The sequence below is a fragment of the Pseudomonas sp. S3_G06 genome, assembly GCF_054667565.1.
Genome location: NZ_CP162738.1, coordinates 1,333,234 through 1,350,383, shown reverse-complemented (window position 1 = coordinate 1,350,383; position 17,150 = coordinate 1,333,234). Strand labels below are relative to the sequence as shown.

The window sequence follows — 17,150 nt, the reverse complement described above, 5'->3', positions numbered from 1 at the left end:
TCGGACAGGCACATTCCTGTGCGGCGGGAGTCACCGCATCCTGGCCATGCATAGAGCCGCCGATTGCGAAAAAGTGCAGTGCCCGGGCGGTGAGCCGACCTTCGGTGCTTTTCGCCATATCAATTAGTCGGACTTTATATTTGCCAACAGCGGTAAATCCGCTATAAATCTTCTCTCTCGACTCAAATAGCATGACTAGTGACATGTAGGAGCTGCCGAAGGCTGCGATCTTTTGATCTTGCTTCTAAAAATCAAGATCAAGATCAAGATCAAAAGATCGCAGCCTTCGGCAGCTCCTACGGTCAATGCGAAAACAACAACAAAAAGGAAGGTCAACCATGCTTCAATCCCGTCACCTGCTCTCCGGCCTCGGACTGTCCCTGATGATCGCTACCCTTTCCGCCAACGCGGCGGGCCTGACCGCTGAACACAAAGCTTTCGGCAAAACCAATGACGGCACGCCTGTCGAACAGTACATCCTGCGCAACAGCCACGGCATGCAAGCCACCGTGATCACCTACGGCGCGACCCTGCAAGCGCTGAAAGTCGCTGACAAACACGGCAAGTTCGACGACATCGTCTTGGGTTTTGACGATGTACAGGGCTATCAGAAAGGCACCGCGTACTTCGGCGCGACCATCGGCCGCTTCGGCAACCGCCTGGCCGAAGGTGCTTTCGAACTCGATGGCAAACGCTATCAAGTGCCGCAGAACGACAAATCCAACGCCCTGCACGGCGGCCCTGAAGGTTTCGACAAGAAAGTCTGGAAGGCCAGGGAAACCAAGGACAAGGATTCGGTAGGCGTAACCCTTACCTACCTGTCGGCCGACGGCGAGATGGGTTTCCCGGGCAATCTGACCACCGAAGTCACCTATCGCCTGACCGACAACAACGAACTGCGCATCGACTATAAGGCCAGCACCGACAAACCGACCGTGCTCAACCTGACCAACCACAGTTACTTCAACCTGGCCGGCGCCGGCAATGGCGATATTCTCAAGCAAGTCGCCATGATCAACTCCAGCCATTACACGCCGGTCACCGCCAAACTGATCCCGACCGGGGAGCTGGCGCCTGTCGCCGGTACGCCGATGGACTTCAGCAAACCGACGGCGATCGGCACGCACATCAAGGCTGATCATCCGCAGCTGAAATTCGCCGAGCCGAAACAGGGCGGCTTCGATTTCAACTGGGCGCTGGACACCAAGGGCGATGTCAGCAAGCTCGCTACCGAAGTCAGCGACCCGCAATCCGGACGCGTCCTGCAACTGTTCACCAGCGAGCCGGGCGTGCAGTTCTACACCAGCAACTTCCTCGACGGCACGGTCAAGGGCAAGGGCGGCAAGGTCTATCCACACTGGGGCGCATTCACCCTCGAGACCCAGCACTACCCGGATTCGCCGAACCAGCCGGACTTCCCGAGCACGCGGCTTGATCCGGGGCAGACCTATGCCCACAGCGTGATCCTCAAGTTCTCCGCCAAGTAACCTGCCATGCGCCCCCGTGGCGAGGGGATTCATCCCCGTTGGGATGCGAAGCAGCCCCGATCCTGCAACACGCGTTGTATCAGAAAGCGTTCTATTGCAGGTTTTTGGGGCTGCTTCGCAGCCCAGCGGGGATAAATCCCCTCGCCACAAATCCCCTCGCCACAAGATCTCATGACCACAATTGATCCGGTTTCATCCTTGACTCCCCCTTCCTTCCGGGAACCCTTGCTCTATCCTGCTGCCCACTAAAGATATCGACTCTTTAAGGCAGGAGGTTTGAATGCGTACCCTTGAGTTGGCCGGCATGCAGGTTCCCGTGATTGGTCAGGGCACTTGGCGCATGGGCGAGGATCGTTCGGCGCACAGCCGTGAAGTGGCGGCGCTGCGCACCGGCATCGAGCTGGGCATGAGCCTGATCGACACCGCCGAGATGTACGCCGAGGGCGGTGCCGAAACGGTGGTCGGCGAAGCCATCGCCGGTCTGCGCGATCAAGTCTTTCTGGTCAGCAAGGTCTACCCGCACAACGCCAGCCGCCAGGGCATCCCGCAAGCCTGCGAGCGCAGTTTGCGTCGGCTCGGCACCGACTACATCGATCTGTATCTGCTGCACTGGCGCGGTCAGTATCCGCTGGAGGAAACCGTCGAAGCCTTCGAGCGTCTGCGCGAGGACGGCAAGATCGGCCGTTGGGGTGTGTCGAATTTCGATGTCGACGACCTCGAAGAACTCTCCAGCTCGGCCTGCGCCACCAATCAGGTGCTGTACAACCTCGAAGAGCGCGGCATCGAATTCGATCTGCTGCCGTGGTGCCAGCATCAGCGCCTGCCGTTGATGGCGTACTGTCCGATCGGCCAGGGCGGCGCGATGCTCGCCGAGCCGGTTCTGCAAGACATTGCCAGTCGTTACAACGCCACCCCGGCGCAGATTTCACTGGCGTGGCTCCTGCGCCAGGGCGGCGTGATTGCGATTCCCAAGGCTGTGCGCCCGGAGCATGTGCAACTCAATGCCGAGGCGGCCCGGTTGCACCTGGACGCCGGGGATCTGGCGGCGCTGGACAAGGTGTTCCCGGCGCCTCAACGCAAACAGCGGCTGGCGATGGTCTGAGCGGCCGACTGCGAGGGCTTCGCCATGAGAAGCACAGATCTGCACGACCCGTACAACCTGCAACGTTTCGTCCAGGCTCAGGACCCGGTGTTCGAGCGGGTCCAGCGCGAACTCGAAACGGGCCGCAAGCGCAGCCACTGGATGTGGTTCGTCTTCCCGCAGTTCGCCGGATTGGGCGGCAGCGAAATGGCCCGACGCTTCGCCATTGGTTCAGCCGAAGAAGCCCAGGCTTATCTGGCCCACGACCTGCTCGGGGCGCGGCTGCGCACCTGCACGCAACTGGTCCTAAATGTGCCGCAGCGCTCGATTGCAGAAATGTTTGGCCATCCCGATGACCTGAAATTTCATTCTTCGATGACCCTGTTCGCCCAGTTCAGCGCCGAGGACAGCCTGTTCCATCAGGCGCTGGAGCGGTACTTCCACGGCATTCTCGATGAATGGACGCTGCAACTGCTCGACTCAAAACAGGCCCAGTTGCCCACCGATCAGGGTTGAGAAGTCGTCGTCGACAAACGGCAGAATCGCGTCCGCCACCGGTTGCAGCTGTCGCGTGATGTAATGGTCGTAGTCGATGGCGGCGCGGCGTACTTCCAGCGGTTCCGGGCCGGCGAGAGTGATGACGTAGCTGATCCAGCCGCCGTTCTGATACTGCCGGGGCCGCCCCTGCTCGGCGTTGTAGTCATCGGCGAGCCGCGCGGCGCGGACGTGCGGCGGTACGTTGCGTTCGTAATCGTCGAGAGTGCGGCGCAGACGTTTGCGGTAGATCAGCCGATCGTCGAACTCGCCGGCGAGGGTCTTGCGCACGTAATCGCGGACGTAATCCTGGTACGGCTTGCGCTGGAAGATCCGCTCATACAGTTCTTGCTGAAACTGCCGCGCCAGCAGCGACCAGTCGGTGCGCACGGTTTCCAGGCCCTTGTAGACCATTTCTTCGCTGCCATCGGCGCGGGTGACGAGGCCGGCGTAGCGCTTCTTGCTGCCCTCCTCGGCGCCGCGAATGGTCGGCATCAGAAAGCGCTTGTAGTGAATCTCGAACTGCAATTCCAGCGCGCTTTCCAGCCCATATTCCTCGCGCACATGCGCGCGCCACCAATCATTGACGTGCTTGACCAGCGCATGGCCGATCTGCGCCGCCTCTTCCTGACCGTGCAGGCGGCGCAGCCAGACGAAGGTTGAATCGGTGTCGCCGTAAATCACCGCATGGCCCTGCTCTTCGATCAACTGCCGGGTGCGCAGCATGATTTCGTGGCCGCGCAAGGTGATCGACGAGGCCAGTCGGGTATCGAAAAAACGGCAACCGCTGGAGCCGAGCACGCCGTAGAAGGCGTTCATGATGATCTTCAGCGCTTGGGACAGCGGCGCGTTGTGCTCGCGTTTGGCGGTTTCGCGCCCTTCGGCCACCCGCGCCACGATGGACGGCAGACAATGGCGGGTGCGCGAGAAGCGTGCGCCACGAAAACCCGCCACCGAGTCAGCGTCGTCCGGGTGTTGCAGGCCCTCGATCAACCCCACCGGGTCGATCAGAAAGGTGCGAATGATCGACGGGTAGAGGCTTTTGTAATCGAGGACCAACACCGATTCGTAAAGCCCCGGCCGTGAATCCATGACAAACCCGCCGGGGCTGGCCTGGGGTGGATTGGTGCCCAGATTGGGTGCAACGAAGCCCTGACGGTGCATCAACGGCATGTACAAATGGGTGAACGCGGCGACCGAACCGCCGCTGCGGTCGGCGGGCAAACCGGTGACGCTGGCGCGTTCAAGCAAAAACGTCAGCAGTTCGGTCTTGGCGAAGATCCGCGTGACCAGTTCGCAGTCCTTGAGGTTGTACTTGGCCAGCGCCGGTTTGTCCTCGGCGAACATGCGGTTGATCTCGTCCATGCGCTGGTACGGATTGTTGATCGCCTTGCCTTCGCCGAGCAGGGTCTGTGCGACGTTTTCCAGGCTGAACGAGGGAAAACTCCAGGTCGCCGAACGCAACGACTCGATGCCATCGATGATCAGCCGCCCCGCTGCCGAGGCGAAGTAGTGATTGCGGCTGCCGTGCTCGCGCCACTGCATTTCTTCGCCGCCACGACCGATCTTCAGCGGCACGCCGAGACGCCGCGCATGTTCATGGAGGATGCGCAAATCGAACTGCACGACGTTCCAGCCAATGATTGCGTCAGGGTCGTGGCGGGCGAACCAGTCGTTGAGCTTCTTGAGAATGAGCGTGCGCGAATCGCAGTACTCGAGGTCGAAATCGACAATGCTGGCGTCGCCGTTCGGCGCGCCGAGCATGTACACCTGGCGCTCGCCACAGCCTTCCAGCGCGATGGAATACAGCTCGCCGTTTTCGGTGGTCTCGATGTCGAGTGAGACCAGGCGCAGTTTCGGCCGGTAATCGGGGTCGGGTTTCAGCTGGGCGTTGATCAGTACTCCGTCAGCATCCGGGGTGCCGCCAAACAGCACCGGCGCGGTGATGAAGCGCTCCATCAGATAGCGTTCCGGGGGACGCACGTCGGCTTCAAAGACGTCGACGCCGGCGCGGTTGAGCGCGGTTTCGAGGCGCATCAACTGGCCGTGCTGCTGGCAATACAGACCGAGCACCGGACGATGCTGAAAATCGAGCAAGGCCAACGGTCGCAATTCCACGTTCTTTTCATCGTGCAGCAGACGCTCGGCCGCTTCTCGCTGTGCGGCAGGAATAAACGCGACCGACGGCTGATGCGCCAGACGCACGCGGCGCGGCCCGGCGTCCGTTGCCAGCCAGAACTCGACTTCGGTGCCGACCGGCGTATCGCGCCAATGCCGGGTCAGAACGAAGCCCTGCTGTAAATCCACCACTGCGACCTCAACGTTTCAATCAGAACGCCATTCTACGCAGCATTTGTGGCTAGGGATTTATCTGTGGCAAGGGGGATTTATCTGTGGCGAGGGGATTTATCCCCGCTGGCCTGCGCAGCAGGCCCTTTCATTAAAAGCGGGGCCGCTTCGCGGCCAGCGGGGATAAATCCCCTCGCCACAGATGCTTCATTTACCGATACAAAGACGCTTCATTTACCGATACAAAGAACTTTTTCCGGCAAATGGCGTTTTTTGCACGCTAACTGCCGCTTTGCCACCTTGCTCTGCGCGGCTGCGTCTACGATGCTTGATGAACAACGACAACACCTGAGTAACCGCCATGAAGACCGTCGCCCAACTGCTCAAGCTCAAAGATCAGAAAAATCAGGAAGTGCACCAGATCAAACCCGATCACATGGTGCTCGAAGCGCTGATGAAGATGGCCGAGAAAAACGTCGGCGCCTTGCTGGTGGTCGAAGACGACAAAGTGGTCGGCATCATCAGCGAGCGTGACTATGCACGCAAACTGGTGCTGCACGGGCGCTCTTCGGTCGGTACGCCAGTGCGCGACATCATGGTCAAGGACGTGATTACCGTGGATACCCGACAAACCGTCGACACCTGCCTGGGCATCATGTCGGACAAACGCCTGCGCCACTTGCCGGTGGTCGAGGACGGGCAATTGATCGGCTTGCTATCGATTGGCGACCTGGTCAAAGAAGCGATTGCCGAACAGGCCGAGCTGATCAAACAGCTGGAGCAGTACATTCGCGGCGAATGAGCCCACCGCCGTGATCCCCTTGTGGGAGCGAGCCTGCTCGCGAATGCGCCAGGTCAGTGATGATCGTTCCCACGCTCTGCGTGGGAATGCAGCCCGGGACGCTCCGCGTCCCTCTAAAGCCGAACGCGGAGCGTCCGTTGAGGCATTCCCACGCAGAGCGTGGGAACGATCGCGCCTGTCAGGCCGGCCAATGCCGCTCAAAGACCGGTGCCAGCACCGGGTGCCGGTCGATCCTTTGCAGCCACGCATAAAAGCCCGGGCGGGTCCGGCGCAGGTGTTCGCGGCTGCCGGCCCAGCGGCTTACCACGGCCGCCAGCACATCCAGCGCGCCGGGCGTTTCGTCATCCAGATACAGCTCCCCGGAAAACTGATCGGCAAACACCTCCCAACTGAAGTGCAGGCGCTGGCGCGTGCCGGCGATCAGGTTTTGCCGTGCGTTCTCGTCGGGCGTGCTCAGCCAGCGCTCGGGGTAATCGATGATGCCGACCGCCGCGTAGCAATTGCTGACGATATAGGCGAGGCCGCGAATCGCCTGATCACGATCGGCAGCCTTGCTCGGCAGCAGGCCGGACTTGGGAAACGTCAGGCCCAGGTGAATCAGGATCGCCGCGCTTTCAGTCATGGCGCTGCCGTCGGGCAGTTGCAGGGTCGGTATCTGTTTCAGCGGATTGAGTTTGCCCAGCGCCTCGTCGGCCTCGGCGCTGGCTTCGGTATCAATGAAGCGATAGGCGATCTGGCACAACTCCAGTGCCGCCTCGACGGCAGCCGCGCCGGAATTCTTGTGCCCGTAGAGCTGGTACATGTCCGTTCCCCCGATAAGGCCTTTGCACAGGGTAGATGGCTGGCTGGCCTGACGTAGAAAATTCTGCAAATGTGTCGTGATTGGCACGTTTTTCCCATGCACTGCCGACTTGCGAAATCAACCTTCGCCAATCAGCGCTGGCGGTGCCCATCCCGCACCAAGAGCATTCATCGAACGCTATCCGCGTTCTTGTAAGGTGCGACAGCGAACCAAAAGTTCGCCTGTCCGAGCTGGCAATAAGGAGTTCACCCGTGAATCTTCAAATGCTCCGCCGTACGACATACCCGACTTACTCGCAAATCCAGCCCCAAGTTCCGCCGAACCTATTCAGCCTGGCGCGTTTCTCCTTTATTACCTGAAACCCAATGCACACTTTGCGTGCCTGGCGATCGAGCGATCGCCAAGCGCCGAGTGTTATTTATTTTTTAAATACGGCAATTAATAAAAGGCACAACAACAAGATTGTCGAACAATGACTTTGCGTCATTGAAGTTGCACCAAAAGCGCACGCCCGAATGTGATGCAGTTAACCAAAACTCCAGAATCAAAATAAGGAACATGTCCTGTGAACCGCTGAATGACTCACCTGCACCAAATCGATTCGCTACGCACCGATAGGTGCTAAGCCTGATCACCGAGCAGCCGCTCTATCCCGCCGATTGGCGTGATACAGCGTTCCCTCTGACTCGCTCTGGAAAAAGCCCTTCTGCGAGGACTTGAGGACCGCTTCGCGCCGAATAAACAGTGGGCGAAACTGAAACTTATATAAATGCGACATCAGTAACACCGAAGATTTGCGTTCAACCCGTTTCAGCAACATCTGGCACACCTGTTGCAAACTGTAACAAACCTGAGACAGCTCACGTCTCCACACAACAACAAGCCACGGAATGGATAATGAACAATCGATATAGATGCTACTAAGCCACTAAGTTTGTCCGAGGCCGTTTAAACAGATAGTCCAACTATCGGCCCGCGTACACCTTGAAGAAAGTTACACCTACTCACTCGAACATCAGCCATATGTTCGGACGGCACCTTATTGCCCTTCATCTGACCCGAGGGAGCTTTAATGAACGATGCGGTAAAGCACAAAACCCTGCCGGGGCCGTTGCGGCAAGCACCGGTCCCGCCGGCAATGGCCAGGCCGGCGTTTACAGCCAATACGTCACGACCCGGCGGGTTGAACAAACCACAGTTGCTCTTGCTGATCGCCGTGTCGGCGCTGATACACGGCGGCGCGTGGTGGTTCTTCCATCAGGCGCGTCCTGAGCCACTGCCGACGCCGCCGGAAATCCCGGAAATGACCGTCGAGCTGACCAGCCCGACGCCTCCGGCCCCACCGACACCGGAACCACCACCGCCGCCCCCGCCTCCACCGCCGCCGGAGCCTGAGCAGCCGGTGGAGGACGAGGACGCGGTCAAGCCGCCGCCCAAACCGGTGGAGAAGCCCAAGCCAATCGAAAAACCCAAACCGGTCGAGAAACCCAAACCGGTGAAGAAAGTCGAGCCACCGAAAGCGCCGCCGGCCCCGGCGCAACCTGCCGCACCTGCGGCGCCGACAACACCAAGCGCACCACCGGCACCACCTGCTGCGCCCGCTCCGGTCAAGGAGTCGGCGGCGATATCCGGCCTGGCCAGCCTTGGCAACCCGCCGCCGGAATATCCGTCGCTGGCGCTGCGGCGCAATTGGGAAGGCAGCGTGGTGCTGCGCATTCAGGTGCTGGCCAACGGCCGTGCCGGCAGCGTGACGGTGACCAAGTCCAGCGGCAAGCCGCAACTGGATGAGGCGGCCGTCGCGGCGGTGAAGAACTGGAAGTTCATTCCGGCCAAGCGCGGCGACACGCCGATCGACGGCTTCGCCACCCAGACCATCGATTTCAAATTGCCGCAATGACGGCGCAACCGACTCATTACTGATTAACGCAAGCGAGGTGTAGCCATGAACGATTCACTGTCTTCGATGATTGTCCCCGGTGTGCTCTGGGGCCTGGTGCTGTTTTCCGTGGTCAGTTGGGCGATCCTGCTGGTCAAGTCGGCCCAGTACCTGCGCCAGAAAGCGCAGAACAAACAGTTCACCAAAGCCTTCTGGAGCGCGCCGGACCTGCTCACCGCCGCCGAACACGCCAGCCAGTATCCAGGCTCGCTGGCGCGCATCGCCAGCAGCGGTTTCGAAGCCCTGCTGGTGGAAGAGTCGCCGCGCACCACGCAGCAACTGGCGCACACCATCAACCGTTCCGATCGCCTGGAACGCAACCTGCGCCAGCAGATCCAGAAAGAACGTCGCTCCCTGGAAAACGGCCAGGCGATCCTCGCCAGCATCGGCAGCACCGCGCCGTTCATTGGCCTGTTCGGCACCGTGTGGGGAATCATGGAAGCCCTGCAAAGCATTGGTGAAACCGGCTCGGCCAGCCTTGAAGCGGTCGCCGGGCCTATCGGCCACGCGCTGATCGCCACCGGCGTGGGCATCGCCGTCGCCGTGCCGGCAGTGCTGATCTACAACTTCTTCCTGCGTCGGCTGAAACTCGCCTCGGCGGACATGGACGACTTCGCCCACGACTTCGACGCCCTCGCCTCGCGCAGTGCGTTTTCCATCAGCCGCCAGGCCATTGCCAGCAAAAGCACCAACGCCGTGCGGGAGGCCAGCTGATGTCATTCTCCACTCAAGACAGCGATGAAGTGCTCAGCGAAATGAACGTCACGCCGCTGGTCGACGTGATGCTCGTGCTGCTGGTGGTGTTCATTGTCACCGCGCCGCTGATGACCAACGCGATCAAGGTCAACCTGCCGAAAACCGACGCCGTCGCCCCTGCCGAAAAGAAAGACCCGGTGGTGGTCAGCGTCGATCAGGACGGCAAGTTCTATCTGGCCAAGACCGAACTGGCCCCGGAATCCCTCGAGGCCAGCCTCAAGGAGGTCAAGGCCAAAGACGCCGACGTGCGCGTGCAGTTGCAGGCCGATGCCGCCGTCAATTACGGCCAGGTGGCCAAGGCCATGGCATCGATCGAACGCTCCGGCATCAGCAAGATTTCGGTGATGACCACCCACTGAGTGCGGTGCCGGATGGGTGATGAAACACCCGCCCGGCACCGCTGAAAAAAGAAATCCCGTCGCACCCGGCCGACCGAAACAACGCTACGCGTCTTCGGAGGGGATCGGCTTGCTTGAAGAAAGTGGTTTTCCGCGCGCGGTATCACCGGAAGCGGAGCAATGAGCGGCTCACAAGGCCAATTCGATAACGTCTGAAAATCGGAAACAACCATGCTGATGAACACTCCACGCTTCACGCTCAAACCTTTGGTGGCAACGATGTCTCGCCACCGTTTCGTTCCGCTGTATCTGGTGGCCATGGGGATGGGCGCCGGGACCGTGCAAGCGGCCGAGGACGACAGCAGCGCGACGCCGGCAGCTGCTGTCGTGGCAGCGCCGACCACGCAACTGCAACGGGTCGAAGTGACCGGTTCGGCGATTCGCCGGGTCGATGCGGAAACGGCGGTGCCGATCACCATTCTCAAGGCTGAAGAGCTGCGCAAACAGGGCGTGACCACCACCGCCGAACTGGTGCAGCGCATCACCGGCAGCCAGTCGATCAACAACAGCGCCGGCTCCGTCGGCGCGGCCACTGGCGGTGCGTCGTTTGCCGACATGCGCGGCATCGGCGCGAACAAGACGCTGGTGCTGCTCAACGGCCGACGCCTGGCCAACAATGCCCTGTCGGGGACCAACTCGGCCGGCGGCGCGGTAGACCTGAACATGATCCCGTTTGCCGCCATCGAGCGCGTGGAAGTGCTGCGCGACGGCGCCTCGGCCCTGTACGGCACCGACGCCATCGGCGGTGTGATCAACTTCATCACCAAGAAATCCCTTACCGACGGCGCGTTGACCCTCGGCGGTGAAACGCCGACCCACAGCGGTGGCGGCGCGACCAAGGACATGAGCGCCAGTTGGGGCTACGGCGATCTGGAAGAAGACCGCTTCAACGTCCTCGGCGTGTTCAACTACAACAAGCAGCAGAACCTCGACGCCAACGACCGCTCCTTCGCCACCGACTACGCGCCCGGTCGCGGTCTCGATCAGACCTCCGGCACCGCGTTCCCCGGCAACTACAGCCAGAACGGCAACGCCACCAACCCGTTGGCCAACAGCAACTGCAACGGCCCCAACCTGATCGCCCGCGACGGCTTGTGCCGCTTCAGCACCCGTGAATTCATCGACCTGGTGCCACAGACCGAGAAGACCTCGTTCTTCGGCAAGACCACTGCCAAGCTCGGCGATGATCACAACGCCAACCTCGAATATTTCTGGTCGCGCAACAACAACGCCGTCGCCGTCGGCCCGGCGCCACTGACTGGTCTGAGCCTGGATTCCTCGTCGCCTTACTACCCCGGCAACGGCATCACCCCGGCGCCGACCGATTTCGCCCTCGACCCGACGCAGCCGGTCGACGTCAACTGGCGCGAGACTGCCGCCGGCCCGCGTGAATCGAAAGACCAGAACACCAGCCAGCGCTTTCTGCTGAGCTTCGATGGTCTGGTTGGCGGCTGGGATTACAACGTCGGCGCCTCGTACAACCAGAACAAAATCGTCTCCAGCGTCACCAGTGGTTATGTCAGCGACCAGGCGATGATTGACGGGCTGGCCAGCGGTCTGCTCAACCCGTTCGGCCCGCAGACCGCTGCCGGCCAGCAGTACATCGATGCCGCCGCGTACCACGGCGCCTACTCCACCGCCGTGGGCCGCGTCGCCGGTTTCGATGGCCGCGTCAGCCGTGAAATCGGCGACTGGTTCGGCGCAGGTCCGTCCGGTCTGGCGCTGGGCGGCGAGTACCGCAAGGAGAAATTTCATCAGGACTTCGAGTCGTTCGCCGGCGACATCCAGAGCCTCGGCATCGACCCGGCCGGCAGCGTCGAGGGCGATCGCAGCGTCAAGGCCGCCTATGCCGAACTCAACGTGCCGGTGCTCGACAGCCTTGAATTGTCCGCCGCTGTGCGCCACGACAAATACAGCGACTTCGGCAGCACCACCAACCCGAAATACTCGTTCCGTTATCAGCCGTTGAAAGAGCTGGTAGTGCGCGGCGCCTACAGCGAAGGTTTCCGCGCGCCGTCGCTGTATGAACTGTATTCGCCGCGCAGCATCACCTTCACCCAGGGTTTCTACAACGATCCCGTGCTGTGTACCGGCGGCGTGGTGCAACCGGGCGGTAACGGCGGGCGTGATTGCGGTCAGCAATTCCTCAACCAGATTGGCGGCAACGAGGATCTGGCCCCGGAGAAGGCGCGCAACGTGACGTTGGGCTTCGTCTACCAGCCGATCAGCAATCTGTCGGTGGGTCTGGATTTCTGGTGGATTCACATCTCCAACCAGATCCAGCCGTTCCCGGAATCCACCGTGTTCGATCAGGCCGGCTCCTACCCGGACCGCTTCGTGCGCAACGCCGACGGCACGCTCAACTACATCGTTACCGGCAACGCCAACCTCGGCATCGTCGAGACCAATGGTGTCGACGTGTCGCTCGACTATCGCTTCCCGAACACGCCATACGGTCAGTTCGGCCTCGGCCTGCAAGGCACCTATGTCGACGAGTACGACTTCCAGAGCACCATCAAAGGCCCGTTCACCGACAAGGTCGGCGACTTTCAGGGCGACGGCGTGATCGCGCGCTGGAAGCACAACCTCACCGGCAGCTGGAGCCTCGGTGCGGCGCGAGCAGCGCTGACCAACCGCTTCACCACCGGTTACAACGATTACGACCGCGAGACGCACGCGCGGGTGGCGTCGTATTCGGTGTGGGACCTGTCGGCCGGCTACACCTTCAACAAAGTGCTCGACGTTGATGCCGGGATGAAGAACGTGTTCGACCGCAACCCGCCGTTCTCCAACCAGGCCTACAACTTCCAGAGCGGCTATGACCCGCGCTACACCGACCCGCTGGGCCGGACATTGTTTGCGCGCATGACTTACCACTTCTAACCCCAAATAAAACGCATCCCTCTGTGGGAGCGAGCCTTTGTGGTGAAGGGATTTATCCCCGATGGGGTGCGAAGCGCCCCCAGGACCTGCCAACGCGGAGCATCAGAAGTACCGCATGCATTGATCTTGCGACTGCTGCGCAGCCGATCGGGGATAAATCCCCTCGCCACAAGGGCTCGCTCCCACATTGGGTCCGTGGACTTTCAGGGATTTTCAGGAGTGACTTCATGAGTTTTTTGCGCAACATGGCTGGCCTGCTGCTCGGCAGTGCGCTGCTGTGCATTGGCACTTCGGCGCTGGCCGGCGGCAGTTATGCGCTGACGGTGTATGGCGAGGCGCCCAAGTATCCGGCCGGCTTCAAGCATTTCGATTTTGTTAACCCCGACGCGCCCAAGGGCGGTTCGCTCAGCCGTGCGTCGATGGAGATCGGTCAATACAACTACATCACGCCGTATGCCGATCAGGGCATTTCGGTGGTGCAGGTCAATGATTGGGTCTACGCGCCGCTGGCGTTCCGTTCGCTGGATGAGCCTTACACGGTTTACGCTCTGGTTGCGCAGCAGATCGAGCGCGATCCTGAGGGTTTGTGGGTGCGCTTCACCCTCAACCCCAAGGCACGTTTCGCCGATGGCACGCCGATCACCGCCGAAGACGTGCGCTACACCTTCAACCTGCTGATGACCAAGGGCAGCCTGAGTTATCGCCAGCAATATGCCGACGTGCAGGACGTGCTGGTCGAAGGTCCACGGCAGGTCCGTTTCACCTTCAAGAACAACCTCAATCGCACCCTCGCGCTGGATCTGGCGACGCTGCGCGTGCTGCCCGAGCACTGGTGGAAAACCCGCGACTTCGCCAATGGTGGCGGCTTCGAGCCACCGCTGGGCAGCGGCCCGTACCGGGTGAGCAAGGTCGACGCCGGGCGCAGCATCAGTTTCCAGCGTGACCCGGACTGGTGGGGCAAGGACCTGCCGGTCAGTCGCGGCATGTACAACTTCGACAGCCTGACGGTGAATTTCTACGGCGACACCGACGTCGCTCGCCAACTGTTGCAGGCCGGCGCGTTCGACTACAACCGCGAGTTTTCTTCCTCGGGTTACGTGGTTGGCTACGACAGCCCGGCCCTGCGCGACGGGCGCTTGCAAAAAGCCATTCTGGCGCCGCACAAACCCACCGCCGCCCAAGGTTTTGTGTTCAACCTGCAAAACCCGATCTTCCAGGACCGCCGCGTGCGCGAGGCGATCAGCCTGCTGTGGGATTTCGAGTGGACCAACAAACAGATGATGCGTGGCTTCTACGTGCGTCAGAACAGCTTCTGGCCCAAGAGTGAAATGGCCGCCAGCGCCCTGCCCGATGCCGAGGAATTGAAGATCCTCGAACCGTTGCGCGGCAAGGTTCCTGACGAGGTGTTCACCACGGCCTATGAAGCGCCGAAAACCGATGGCAGCGGCTACATCCGCGACAAGCAATTGCAAGCGCTAAAACTGCTCGCCGAAGCCGGTTGGACGGCGAAAAACAATCGTCTGGTCAACGCCGCCGGCGAGCCGCTGGAATTCACCTTTCTCGATGGTCAGGGCGGCTTCGATCGCATGCTGCTGCCGTTCAAACGCACCCTCGCGCAGATCGGCATCACGCTCAATCTGCGCCGCATCGATTCAGCGCAATACATCAACCGCCTCAACGCTCGCGACTACGACATGATCGTCTGCGCTTTCCCGCGCAGTGGCGATCCGATCGTCTCGCCGGGCCGCGAGTTGTACAGCCTGTATGGCTCGCAAAGTGCCACGCAAGTCGGCAGCTCGAACGCGATGGTGCTGGCCGATCCAGCGGTCGATCAACTGATTGACGGGCTGGTCCAGGCCAACAGCCGCGAAGCCATGGTGCATTACGCCCGCGCCCTCGACCGGGTGCTGCAATGGGGTTACTACATGATTCCCAACTACTACTCCAAAGGCACGCCGACGGTGTATCAGAACCGCTTCGGCATGCCCGCCGTGCAACCTTCGTATGACGAAGGCCTCAACACCTGGTGGGAAGTCTCGGCCAGGCCGCTGACGACTCAGCAGATGAGCGCTCAGCTTGCGGGAGGCCAGTGACATGCTGCGTTATCTGAGTCGCCGATTGCTGCTGATCATCCCCACGCTGTTGTGCATTCTGGTGGTGAATTTTCTTATCGTGCAGGCCGCGCCCGGCGGCCCGGTGGAACAAGCCATCGCCCGCCTGCAAGGCTTTGGCGGGCACAGCATGGGCGGTGGCGGCGAAGTCGCGGCGGTCGGCGGTGCCGGGCGCAGCAGCCGTGGGCTGGACCCGGCACTGATCGAGGAAATCAAACACCATTACGGCTTCGACAAACCGCTGCACGAACGCCTGTGGCTGCTGCTGAAAAACTACGCACAACTGGATCTGGGCAACAGCTTCTTTCGCGGCGCCAAGGTCACCGACCTGATCGTGCAGAAGCTGCCAGTGTCGCTGTCGCTGGGTTTGTGGGCGACGCTGATCACCTACCTGATTTCAATCCCGCTGGGCATTCGCAAGGCAATCAGGAACGGCAGTGCCTTCGATGTCTGGAGCAGCACCGCGATCATCGTCGGTTATGCGATGCCGGCGTTTCTCTTCGCCATTCTGTTGATCGTGGTGTTCGCCGGGGGCAGCTACGTCAACTGGTTTCCGGTGCAGGGACTGGTGTCGGACAACTTCGACAGCCTCAGCACATTGAGCAAGGTCGGCGACTACCTCTGGCACCTCGTGCTGCCGGTCACGGCGCTGGTGATCGGCGGCTTTGCCACGCTGACGATCCTGACCAAAAACAGCTTTCTCAACGAGATCAGCCGGCAGTACGTGATCACCGCACGAGCCAAGGGCCTGACCGAGCGGCGCGTGCTGTACGGCCACGTGTTTCGCAACGCCATGTTGTTGGTGGTTGCGGGTGTGCCGTCGGCGCTGATCGAAGTGTTTTTCGCCGGCTCCCTGCTGATTGAAACCATTTTCAATCTCGACGGCCTCGGGCGCATGAGCTACGAAGCGGCGGTGTCGCGCGACTATCCGGTGGTGTTTGGCGCGCTGTTTCTGTTCACCCTGTTCGGCCTGCTGATCAAGCTGATCGGCGACCTCTGCTACACCCTGCTCGACCCGCGCATCGATTTCTCGGCGAGGACTGCCTGATGTTCACACTGTCGCCTCTGGGCCAGCGCCGTGTCGCGCAATTCAAGGCCAACCGCCGTGGGCGCTGGTCACTGTGGCTGTTTATCGGCCTGTGCCTGATCTGCCTCGGTGGCGAGCTGATCGCCAATGACAAGCCGTTGGTGATCCGCTACCACGACGCTTTTTACTTTCCGATCCTCAGCGATTACCTGGAAACCGATTTCGGCGGCGAGCTGCCGTTTCAGCCGGATTACGCCAGCAACTACGTACACAAGCTGATCGAGGATCAGGGCGGCTGGATGCTGTTTCCGCCGATCCCGTTCAGCTACGACACGGTCAACTACGACCTCACCGAACCGGCGCCCAGCCCGCCGTCTTCGAGCAATTGGCTGGGCACCGACGATCAGGCTCGCGATGTTCTGGCGCGGGTTATTTTCGGCACGCGGATCTCGATTCTGTTCGCGCTGATCCTCACCGCCATCAGCGCGTTGATCGGCATTCTCGCCGGGGCCTTGCAGGGCTACTACGGCGGCTGGGTCGACTTGCTCGGGCAGCGTGTACTGGAAATCTGGTCGGGGCTGCCGGTGCTGTATCTGCTGATCATTCTGTCCGGCTTCGTCTCGCCGAGTTTCTGGTGGTTGCTGGGGATCATGGCGCTGTTTTCCTGGCTGGCGCTGGTCGATGTGGTGCGCGCCGAGTTCCTCCGTGGACGCAATCTCGAATACGTGAAAGCCGCGCGGGCGCTGGGCCTGACCGACAGCGAACTGATGCGCCGGCACATTCTGCCCAACGCCATGACCTCCACCCTAACCTACCTGCCGTTCATTCTCACCGGCGCCATCGCCACCCTGACCGCGCTGGATTTTCTCGGCTTTGGCATGCCCGCCGGCACCGCGTCGCTGGGCGAGTTGATCGGCCAGGCCAAACGCAATCTGCAGGCACCGTGGCTGGGGCTGACGGCATTTTTTGCCCTGGCGCTGATCCTGTCTTTGTTGGTTTTCATCGGTGAAGCGTGCCGAGATGCCTTTGATCCGAGGAGCTGAC

13 protein-coding genes are annotated in these 17,150 nt (G+C 61.0%); 11 read left to right on the top strand and 2 right to left on the bottom strand.

Features of this window, described 5'->3' with window-relative positions; translation table 11 throughout:
• Window positions 1–338 precede the first annotated feature (338 nt).
• The 3 genes from AB4N47_RS06155 to AB4N47_RS06145 all read left to right on the top strand — a co-directional run bounded on the left by AB4N47_RS06155 (window position 339) and on the right by AB4N47_RS06145 (window position 3,084).
• Window positions 339–1,487, top strand: coding sequence for an aldose epimerase family protein (locus AB4N47_RS06155; RefSeq protein ID WP_341637109.1), 1,149 nt, complete (start codon window positions 339–341; stop codon window positions 1,485–1,487).
• 280 nt (window positions 1,488–1,767) lie between these two features.
• A complete protein-coding gene (locus AB4N47_RS06150) occupies window positions 1,768–2,589 on the top strand; it encodes an aldo/keto reductase (RefSeq protein WP_341637108.1) in 822 nt (273 codons plus the stop codon).
• Window positions 2,590–2,613: 24 nt separating this feature from the next.
• A complete protein-coding gene (locus tag AB4N47_RS06145) occupies window positions 2,614–3,084 on the top strand; it encodes a DUF1810 domain-containing protein (RefSeq protein ID WP_122508141.1) in 471 nt (156 codons plus the stop codon).
• Here AB4N47_RS06145 and AB4N47_RS06140 read toward each other — a convergent pair.
• Complete coding sequence (locus tag AB4N47_RS06140; RefSeq protein ID WP_341637107.1) at window positions 3,049–5,409, bottom strand: DNA polymerase II; 2,361 nt, start codon at window positions 5,407–5,409, stop codon at window positions 3,049–3,051. The two genes, AB4N47_RS06145 and AB4N47_RS06140, sit on opposite strands and share 36 nt — an antisense overlap.
• A 343-nt stretch (window positions 5,410–5,752) precedes the next feature.
• Here AB4N47_RS06140 and AB4N47_RS06135 point away from each other — a divergent pair, with 343 nt between their 5' ends.
• Window positions 5,753–6,193: a CBS domain-containing protein gene (locus AB4N47_RS06135; protein WP_016775372.1), complete on the top strand. Its 441-nt coding sequence runs from the start codon at window positions 5,753–5,755 to the stop codon at window positions 6,191–6,193.
• Between the two features lie 178 nt (window positions 6,194–6,371).
• Here the strand turns inward: AB4N47_RS06135 and AB4N47_RS06130 are convergent, their stop codons facing one another.
• The gene (locus AB4N47_RS06130; RefSeq protein ID WP_341637106.1) at window positions 6,372–6,995 is read right to left on the bottom strand and encodes a glutathione S-transferase N-terminal domain-containing protein; all 624 of its coding nucleotides are present in this window, start codon (window positions 6,993–6,995) and stop codon (window positions 6,372–6,374) included.
• A gap of 1,072 nt (window positions 6,996–8,067) precedes the next feature.
• On the opposite strand from AB4N47_RS06130, the gene AB4N47_RS06125 reads away from it, so the two are divergent.
• The 7 genes from AB4N47_RS06125 (at window position 8,068) to AB4N47_RS06095 (ending at window position 17,149) form a co-directional block, all read left to right on the top strand.
• Window positions 8,068–8,892, top strand: coding sequence for an energy transducer TonB (locus AB4N47_RS06125; protein ID WP_341637105.1), 825 nt, complete (start codon window positions 8,068–8,070; stop codon window positions 8,890–8,892).
• Window positions 8,893–8,937: 45 nt separating this feature from the next.
• Window positions 8,938–9,645: a MotA/TolQ/ExbB proton channel family protein gene (locus AB4N47_RS06120; protein ID WP_122611220.1), complete on the top strand. Its 708-nt coding sequence runs from the start codon at window positions 8,938–8,940 to the stop codon at window positions 9,643–9,645.
• Window positions 9,645–10,046, top strand: a complete 402-nt coding sequence (locus tag AB4N47_RS06115; RefSeq protein ID WP_041477201.1) for an ExbD/TolR family protein — start codon at window positions 9,645–9,647, stop codon at window positions 10,044–10,046. Before AB4N47_RS06120 ends, AB4N47_RS06115 begins: the two co-directional genes overlap by 1 nt.
• A 210-nt stretch (window positions 10,047–10,256) precedes the next feature.
• Entirely contained in the window at window positions 10,257–12,968 is a 2,712-nt protein-coding gene (locus AB4N47_RS06110; protein ID WP_263470339.1) for a TonB-dependent receptor, read from the top strand.
• Window positions 12,969–13,195: 227 nt separating this feature from the next.
• Window positions 13,196–15,061, top strand: coding sequence for an extracellular solute-binding protein (locus tag AB4N47_RS06105; protein WP_460154435.1), 1,866 nt, complete (start codon window positions 13,196–13,198; stop codon window positions 15,059–15,061).
• A gap of 1 nt (window position 15,062) precedes the next feature.
• Window positions 15,063–16,127: a microcin C ABC transporter permease YejB gene (locus AB4N47_RS06100; RefSeq protein ID WP_341637103.1), complete on the top strand. Its 1,065-nt coding sequence runs from the start codon at window positions 15,063–15,065 to the stop codon at window positions 16,125–16,127.
• Entirely contained in the window at window positions 16,127–17,149 is a 1,023-nt protein-coding gene (locus AB4N47_RS06095) for an ABC transporter permease (RefSeq protein ID WP_122880158.1), read from the top strand. The genes AB4N47_RS06100 and AB4N47_RS06095 overlap by 1 nt, the downstream gene beginning before the upstream one ends.
• Window position 17,150: the final 1 nt, after the last annotated feature.